The 8,772-nt window shown below is 45.8% G+C and carries 7 protein-coding genes; 5 read left to right on the top strand and 2 right to left on the bottom strand.

Going from position 1 to position 8,772, the window contains the following annotated elements:
* Nucleotides 1-204: 204 nt before the first annotated feature.
* Nucleotides 205-768 carry an alkylphosphonate utilization protein gene (locus tag P2H89_RS08855; RefSeq protein WP_275826334.1) on the bottom strand — a complete coding sequence of 188 codons (564 nt, stop codon included), beginning with the start codon at nucleotides 766-768 and terminating at the stop codon, nucleotides 205-207.
* Nucleotides 769-976: 208 nt separating this feature from the next.
* On the opposite strand from P2H89_RS08855, the gene P2H89_RS08850 reads away from it, so the two are divergent.
* Nucleotides 977-1,723, top strand: a complete 747-nt coding sequence (locus P2H89_RS08850) for a hypothetical protein (protein WP_275826332.1) — start codon at nucleotides 977-979, stop codon at nucleotides 1,721-1,723.
* A 19-nt stretch (nucleotides 1,724-1,742) separates the two neighbouring features.
* Here P2H89_RS08850 and P2H89_RS08845 read toward each other — a convergent pair whose 3' ends face one another.
* Nucleotides 1,743-5,174: a HEAT repeat domain-containing protein gene (locus P2H89_RS08845; protein WP_275826330.1), complete on the bottom strand. Its 3,432-nt coding sequence runs from the start codon at nucleotides 5,172-5,174 to the stop codon at nucleotides 1,743-1,745.
* Nucleotides 5,175-5,398: 224 nt separating this feature from the next.
* Here P2H89_RS08845 and P2H89_RS08840 point away from each other — a divergent pair, with 224 nt between their 5' ends.
* From P2H89_RS08840 to P2H89_RS08825, 4 genes are all read left to right on the top strand, one after another.
* Nucleotides 5,399-6,043, top strand: coding sequence for a hypothetical protein (locus P2H89_RS08840; RefSeq protein ID WP_275826328.1), 645 nt, complete (start codon nucleotides 5,399-5,401; stop codon nucleotides 6,041-6,043).
* A gap of 126 nt (nucleotides 6,044-6,169) precedes the next feature.
* Nucleotides 6,170-6,760, top strand: a complete 591-nt coding sequence (locus tag P2H89_RS08835; protein ID WP_275826326.1) for a hypothetical protein — start codon at nucleotides 6,170-6,172, stop codon at nucleotides 6,758-6,760.
* A gap of 99 nt (nucleotides 6,761-6,859) precedes the next feature.
* Nucleotides 6,860-7,621, top strand: coding sequence for a hypothetical protein (locus P2H89_RS08830; protein WP_275826324.1), 762 nt, complete (start codon nucleotides 6,860-6,862; stop codon nucleotides 7,619-7,621).
* 62 nt (nucleotides 7,622-7,683) lie between these two features.
* Nucleotides 7,684-8,757 (top strand): hypothetical protein, encoded by a 1,074-nt coding sequence (locus P2H89_RS08825; RefSeq protein WP_275826322.1) that lies wholly within the window; start codon nucleotides 7,684-7,686, stop codon nucleotides 8,755-8,757.
* Nucleotides 8,758-8,772: the final 15 nt, after the last annotated feature.

Raw genomic sequence — 8,772 nt, 5'->3', positions numbered from 1 at the left:
ACCGTGATCTTCAAACTGCTGTCATAAATCGAATCCCGGCCTTCTTTCTTTAGATTCATACTTGGGTAAATTTAAGTTACAGACTTACTACCCAAAACTGTAAAGCGATTTCAGGACGTGACAGGTTACTATGCTTCAAATGCGCTGGTAATCAGGAGTATACATGGAAGATGCCTTATTGAGCCGCGAACAAGGAGGTCAAGTTCAGGATTTTCGTACAAATTTGGTCAGGATCACGATGGTTTGGTCATTGATCTTCCCTTCGATGTGTTCGGTGTTGTCTGGTACGAGCCTTATTTTCCGGACGATGGTTCCTTTGGGGGCCATGAAGTTGGCGCCTTTTACATTGAGGCCCTGGGTCAGTACAACGGTGTCACCATTGGTGAGTTCTGTGCCGTTGCTGTCCACGTGAATGGCTTTTACTTCGTAAGCGCTCACTGCCCAATTAACAACTGCTTCATCCAGCTCGACGGAACTGATGATCTCGTTGGCCCATTCCTGGTCTTTGTATTTGTACAGTATGCGGTAGCTCAACGCCTGTACGGCGGGTTCTGCATTCCAGATGCTGCCTGCCAGGCAATTCCAATGCAAAGCGTTGTCGGTGCCTTCCAGGGCGGCGAGGCAGGTATTGCAAAGGGCTACTTCGTTTTCAATAGCGTCGTTGTTCCGTGGGCTCACTGCATAGGCGTTGGTGGCGGGTTCGTTGGTGCATAATTCGCACTGGCCATTGCTGCGATCCTTCAAAGCGGAAGTGATTACTGTACTCATGGATTATTTTTATTTGGGCGCCTTCACGGTTGCTGGATGTAAAAGGCGCGCAAAGTTACAAAAATTACAAGGGTATCCTGATTTTATATGACCCGATTCCGGTAAAATGAATTGAGTACGGTGATAGGTAGACGTATACTTTAGTTTTGAATTGTTGTTTTTCAGGCCATAGCGTATATTGCCTGACTAATCAACAAAAAGGGTGACAATGGATGCTCCTGCCAACTTTAGCGAATACTACAAGACGATCTCCGATAGTGAACTGCTCAGGATTCTCCAGAACTCCGAAGGGTACCAGGCTGCAGCCATTGCTGCTGCAAAACAGGAGTTGAGCGCCCGGCAATTGAGCGAAGCTGAGTTGGCAATAGCCAATCAGTCTATACAAGATGAAACCTACCAGCAGGATGCAGTAGAAAAAATGGAGGAGAAAATCAGGAGCGGAGGCCGAACACTGCTGGATATGATCAACCCTGCGGAAGGGTCGCAAGCGAGTCCGGAAAAAATGATCCGGTTGATTGCGATCGTGTTGGGGATCATGTGGCTTTGGAATGCTGTCACCATTGCACCGGATGCGGTAGCAGGCCTTGACTCTCCTTATGCACGATTCCGTTTCATCCACTTGCGAACCCTTGTGCTTATCGGGTTAACTCCGATTGCTATTTTTTTCTTTTGGTTAAGAACAAAGTCTGGCTGGATTTTGCTGAACTTCCTTCTAATATACCAGGTGCTGGGAAGTGTGGTAACATTGGTCTGGATATTTCAACAGGCTGCATTAAACAGTGACGGAAAAACGTTCGTCGCAGACCCTGTTACCGCGGCCTCCTTTTCCATTTTCTGGGTTGGCGTACTCTACACCCTCTGCAGACCCGGGATTCGGAAAATATGCAATATTACCCAACGAACGATGCTCCTGGTCTTGTTGACTGCTATCGTCATTAATTGGTTTCTGCTATAGGCTTAGTATGGCAGCTTGATCAATGTGCCTTTTTCTCCTCTTTCAGTTCAGCCAGGAAACTCACTACATCCCTGATCTCCTTTTTAGTGAGCAGGTAGCGCATTTCCGGCATACTGGACGGAGCATCCGTACGGGTCGATACATCCGCTTTAGCGACCAGCTCGGTTTTATCACCCACCTTCAGCGTAATTTGCTGGTCATTTTCAGCCGTAAGGATACCCGATTTCGTTTTACCGTCTTTCATCTTCAGGATCACGGTGCCGTAACCCGGCGCCAGTCGCGCACTGGGCTTCACCAGGGCTTCCAGTAATTGTTCCCGTTTTAACCGGTCGGCAACACCGTTTAAGCGCGGACCCGCATTGCCTCCATAATCGTCGTACGCATGGCAACGGATACACTGTGCCGTTTGATTCGAATAAAATATCCTTCTCCCCTTCTGCGGATCGCCTCCATACAGGCTTCCGGCATATGCAGCCCCCAATGTATCTGCCGACAATCCCTTGCTGATCGTATTATATTTGGCTGCCAGGTCCGAAGAGCGGCTGCTATCGATAGCCTCAGCCAGTTCGAGGTAGAGGACCGGTGACAGCTTGCCTGCCGACATTTTATTGATCAGGCCTTCTAATACCGGTTGCGAGTATTGCAGGGGCAGATTGCCCAGGGTCAATAGCGCTGCCTGCTGTTCTTCGGTCGTTTTCGTGTTGATAACATTGGTCAACAAGGTTACCATTAATTCTTTCGACATATTCATCCTGGCGATGAGGTCGATACCAGCTACCCGCACTGACTTATCTTTATCGGCGACGGCTATACTGATGGCCTCTCCTATCTGTGCAAATTGCAGGGATGCCAGTGCTTGTAAAGCGCCTTTTCTGACGGCGGCCTCCTTGTCATTTTTTAGCAATCCTAGTAATACAGAAGCGCTTTGCGATATCCCCAGTCTTTTTACTGCCTTGACAGCACTCAGTCGTACCAGTTGCTCTTTATTGGTCAGTAAGCTGGTAAGCGCGTCACCAGTCTTTGCTTTCGTTTCGGTGGAATCCCGGGTAACAACACCCCGGTACCTGCCATCCACCCGGTCAACCACGGAAGGTTTAACCCAGGTGCCCAGCGCGTCGATCGCTTCGGCCCTCATGGCTGCAGGAGCCCCTTCTTTACCTGCAAATGTGATCAGGCGGGTCATGGCCTCATTGGTGCCTATCCGTAGATTTGCATTGATGGTGCGCCTTAAAAGTGCTTCGTTGGTATATCGCGTAGTAGTGAGAATTTCGCCAAGGGCGGGTAATGCATCGGGAATTGAGAGATCGTCGTTGATGCCCCGGGCGGCTTCTGTTACGATAAACTCATCTTCGTCCTGCAGGAAAGCTTTTATGCCGGGATTCTCCATTCTGCGCAAGGCAACCACGGCCGCGATCCTCACAGCACGCGAAGGATCTTTAGAAAGCTGCACCAGAGGACCAGCGTTGCCGATGCGCGCCAATGCAAGACTGGCACTGTGACGGATATAGACATCCTCGTCGTTGTTTTGGCGTACGAGGTCGATCAAACCATTCACTGCTGGTGTGTATCCGATCCTTCCAAGTGCTTCGGCGGCGAAGAATCTCGCTCTGCTAGTAGGGTCTTTCAATAATGGCTCCAGCTGAGCGCCGGCATCTTTGAATTTAATGTCGCCCAACCACTTGGCTGCCTGTGCCCTGATCTCGGGGTCTTTGTCTTTCAATAACGCCAAGAGCGTCTTTGCATAGGAAGCGTCCTTCCTCGCCAGTTGGCTCAGGCCCCAAATGGCATGTATCCTTGCGAGTTGATGATCGGTTTGTGACAGCGCTTTGGTGAACGCTTCTTCGCCGGCTTTGGCGCGTTTTACCAACTCGAACTGTGCTTTCAATCTTATCTGTCTGTCGGCGTCACGCAACAGGGTGCCGAGTTCCTCCGTCTTTTTGGAAGAAAAATCGGCCGCCAGCAGCGCTTGCGTCTGTTTGCGAGCAGCTTGCCCCGCACCCCGTTTGTCATCCAGTTTCCAGATGCGTCCATAACCGAGTGTACCCCAGCCGTCGATCCAGTCGGCTATATATAGGGCACCGTCGGGACCAAAATCAAGACCGGTAGGCAGAATGCCACCCATTACCAGGGTATCGTCGCCGAGTTCGAAACCAGCGCCTTTGCTGTTCAGCTTAAAGCCATAGACGCCCGATTGGGCGGCGTTACCGACAAACTTGGCTATAAAGAACATATTCTTATAAGCGGGGCTTAAGGCTGTTCCGGGATTGTAGGCCATACCGGCCGGACCACTTACATAATTGGCAACACAAGGCACTATATAAGCGGCCTGTCCTTCCCACCGGGGCTTCCACATCTTTTCATCCATCCATACTTTATAAGAGTTGTTCAGTGGATCGCGGTATTTACCATATTGCCAGTTGCTTCTCCAGCCGGCGTCGGCCCCATTCACTACATATACCAGCCTTTCTTCTTCTCCTGCATGATCGCCATCGTTGTCTTCGCTGATCAGGTTGCCATAGTCATCAAATACAAACTCGTGTGTATTGCGAAGGCCATGAGCGAAGATCTCGAAATCACTGCCGTCGGGATTGCTTCTCGCTATAACGCCGCAGTTGGGATAAGACCATAGTTTGCCTGTTTGATCGACCCCGTTGAATCCGATATCGCCGATCTGCCAATAGATCCTTCCATCGGGCCCCATTTCAACGCCCGACATGCCATGCCCGCTGAATCCGATGTGAATGCCATACCCATGCGAGATCGACGTTTTTTCATCGGCAATACCATCTCCGTTCTTGTCTTTCATTCTCCAGAGGTCGGGGCCTACTGCCACATACAGGTTCTCCCCATCCTTTAAAACGCCGCCTGCTACATCAGTCACCTCGTCGTGAAAGTCATCCACCACCAGTTGCGACTGATCGGCTACACCGTCGCCATCTGTATCTTTCAATCTGTATACATTATCTTTTTCCACCGTCATATCGCGCCAGTCGTGTGAGCTGTCGCCATTCAGGTCGTCCAGCCAGGTGTTCTGCTTGCTGTTTTCGGGTGCGAGGTATTTGTGCAGGAAAGCGCGCTTGTCTTCAATCGACTGCAGCTGGATAGAGGGTATCTCCCAATCCTGGTGACCCCGGATATCGAATTCGGAATGCTTTTGCCGGTTGGTGGTGGTATAGTAGAGACTGCCGTCATCGTCGATATCTATTGCGATGGGAGATATTACGAGAGAATCGATGCCCCACAATTTCAGGGTCAGGTTGGTGTCCGTGATCAGGGGTTTGAAAACCGAGTCGACCGCCGCGGCCATCCTGGCTGCTTTGGCAGGCTCTATTTGTTTGATGCGCTTATCGGCATCCTCCTGACGGCAGGAGGAGAGAAATACAACGGAAAAAAATAATATGAGCAGAGAGCGGTTGGTCCGGAGCGTGTTGAGGATGGCAAGTGTAATCATGACACTAAAAATATTCCATAATTTGATACGGTCCGTCCTGGTTCCAATAAAATTACTAACCAGAGGCTGGGGAAAGGTTTACCAGGTTATTTGGATTTGACCCATCTGGAGGCTCTCGAAATGGTACGCTGACATTGTGCGGTTTCGGTGCAAGCAGGGTATCGAACCGGTGATGTGCCCCTGTTGCAATTGTTTTTCCCGCAAAAGGGGTGTAATATAGCGTTATGAGGGTAACTATATTCCTCTTTTTTGTGACGCATGCCGGAGCAATGAAAAAACTGATTACAATATTTTGGATAGTGTTTTACCTGGATGGTTTCGGGCAAACTGATTCAGTTGCCTTTAATTTTAGCCGTTTGGTAATGGAGGTTGAAGGTGACTTGAATAAGGATAGCTTATCCGATAAGGTGGTTGTTACCCAGGATACTTTGCATGAAAATGCGCCCTATCAATTGCAGGTGTTTTTTAAAGAGCCTGGTGGTCAATGGGAGCTTATAGTATCTTCCTTAAAGTTAATCGAGGCCCAATATCCAAACGGCAGGGACGCCTATATTACTGGGGACGGTTTTTCGCATGTTGCCATTACAAATGGAGTTTTGAGTGTGTATGTTGAGTTACTGCGCGGGCATTATGAACATAAATTCAGGTATCAGCATGGATGTTTTGATTTGATTGGCTTTTCAATGAGTTTTTCGGATGGGCGCGGTGTTGTGACTACTACAGATTTTAACCTTTTGACGGGAGTAAGAATTGAGAGAAGTGAACGATACGATATCACCAAAATACTGAGTAATAAAAAGCGTAAAATTCTGATTCGGCCGTTGCCCAAATTGCAGGATGTAGTGCCAATAGAAAATGATTTATACTGATATGCATAACAGAATTCGAGAGGCACTCGTTCCGTGGCAGTTCTCAAACAACCCGGACGGTAATTGGAAAATGCCGAACTATACTGAAACTAGCGGCGGTTATTAACAAATGATAATTATTGGACGATGGATCGCATAAGACTTCAAACATATTCTATACACGGTTCGGTAGCGGACATCAAAAGCAATCCACTGAAAAAAGTTGCAAGTAAAAAGAAGGTGACTTCAGGTCATGGTGCGGTAACAGGCAGCCGGCCTGCAAAAGAAGACTTGCGATTCCTGGAGTACTTTATTAATGATTTTTCATTGTCGGAACTTCTTGATAGGTTCTATAACGACAAAACGAGCATATTGGATAGTTCGATTGGTGCGTTAGGTTCAAATCCTAAGACCGATATTATTAAAGTAAAGCAATTGCTTGGAAAGAAAGTTGCAGATGCGGAGATCAGGCAAATATATCCTGGATCTTGGACTGAAGAGGAATTCGAATGGTATCTGGAGAAGCATAGAGAGGAATTAGCAAATCCGGAGGTGTTGATTTATTGCTGCGCGGAATGTGGTGATTACGACTGTGGCGGTATTGCGGTATTGATAGAGAGAACTGATGAGTGCGTTCGCTGGGTTATTAATGACAGTGGCAAATCTCTCAGGTTTGAGTTTGACAAGTATCAGTATTACGAGGTGTTCAATAAATACCTGCAACAAATTTCAAGATGATAATTTGCATTGATAAAATGTTTTAGGTTCGATACTTGGGGATTTAGCTTATTCAATCAACAAATTCAATGGGGCCACTATAATAGTGGCGGCAGTCTTATGAAGGAATTGATTTCTATAGTTACATTTCTGTTGCTTGTCTTTTCTTGCAGGCAAGAAGCCAAAGAAATAATTCATTTACCGGGCAATATAAATTGGTCGCAAGACAGCATAAGGAAATACTTTAAGGATAGTATTGCGCATAGAATGTACAATGGACGGATGGGGCAAGGTGATAGTCTTAATGATTTTGATAAGTTTTCCAAATACATAATGTCTGGAACAAAAGCGAAAAATATCTCCGATCCATTCATGCTGGGTTTTGATGAGGAGTATATTGATACAACTAAAATTGATAGTGTTAAAAGGTGGTTTAGAATTTCCATCAATCCTGTCTTTAGAACCCCCTACTGCCTAATTCTTGAACAGATGGCAGGAAAAAGCACACTGACTTTAAAAATGGCAAATGGGCACGGTGGTTATTATTCTGGTTATTTAGACTTTGTTGCTACTAAACAATTTGAGGATAGCTTATATTATTCGATTTCTCAAAAGCTTCATCAAATAGGCTTTTGGAGAATAACTGAGGATACAACCTGCAGTGGCGGGTTAGATGGTGAGATATGGACATTTGAAGCAATTGAAAATGGTAAATACAATATACTTACAAGGTGGGCTCCTTTGCATTGCGGAAATGCTGCGACAAAACAGCTTGCTTTAGTAGGCGTACAACTTCGGGACAGTTCGCGTTTTAAGGAGTATTTGCACGTTAAAACTGGAATGGGAAGAACGGAAATCGACAATTGGTATCCTGATAGATGACTTGAGAAGAATTAAGCCTTAGCAATACTTCAGATTAAGACTAGCCCTCAATTCGATTGTGAATGAAAATACTATGCCTATATGGGTTCTTGGTTTTTCTTTTTTCTTGTAGTGCAAAAGTAAAAAGGGATGAGATTCCGTATAAAGTTATTTACAAACAACTGGACGCAGATACTGCTATCACCAGTGCAGTTTTTTCAAACGGTTATTTTCTATGTGTGCAAGCTAATCATAAACTTGCAGTATTTGATTCAGGCTATAAGCGGGTCAGGAGATTGGAAGATTCGTTAAATGTTTTTCCCATTTCTTTTATATACAAGAACGGGGATACTGCTTTTTTGACGCAGGATGAACCTGATCGATTGGGATACCCCGAAGCGGAGTTTTATTTCACCAATAAGTTTAAAGTAGAGAAACGGAAGTATTTATTGGAGCCTTCAAATTGGCCAGTCAATAGTCGGGCAATGTATCAGGATACTGTTTATGATGTGTATGCAAATAATATTGGTCAATATGGATGTCTGGTCTTTTTTCGAAATAAGTCGACTTTAAGAACCTATGCTACCTGGTCCTGGTCTCCGAGACAAATAGTGAAAGTGGAAAAAGGGTATTTGATAGTGGAAGAAGGCAATTATCAAGTTTCACCTGGATTTAGGAAAGTTGCAGATCCTACGAAACTGATAGCGGTAAGCCAGCTTGAAGCAGAGAAGTTATGCATACTTTACCAGCATCTCTCGGTTTCATCTGGTAAGGATTATGAAATATTGGGAGACAGTATACGTAAATCGGGGTTGGCAGTGTACGGTGGTTTTGCCAGTCAATACAACGTGCCTGTTTATACGTTTCTGCGTAATAACAGTCTTTTTACAATTGTTAATAATGATTCTTCAATAAACCTTGTTACACACAAGGATGATAGTTTATTGCTGGTTCAGCCAATTTTAGACAGATCTATAGAAATGCGTCGTTGGTATTATGATACGGCAAACAAAAAACACATCATAACCTTTGAAGCATCGGGCGGAAAAATGATCGATTCTGCTATGCAGCAATATTCAAATTTCGGATTCATTATAGTAAAGGACTCGACAATCGATATTTTACAATACTACACACATAGAGTTTCAACCGATTAAGGTCACCAATTAGGC

It is taken from the genome of Paraflavitalea sp. CAU 1676 (genome assembly GCF_029223285.1).
Lineage (GTDB): Bacteria > Bacteroidota > Bacteroidia > Chitinophagales > Chitinophagaceae > Paraflavitalea.
The sequence above is the reverse complement of the archived record's forward strand: the minus strand, read 5'-3'. Positions and strand labels throughout refer to the sequence as shown.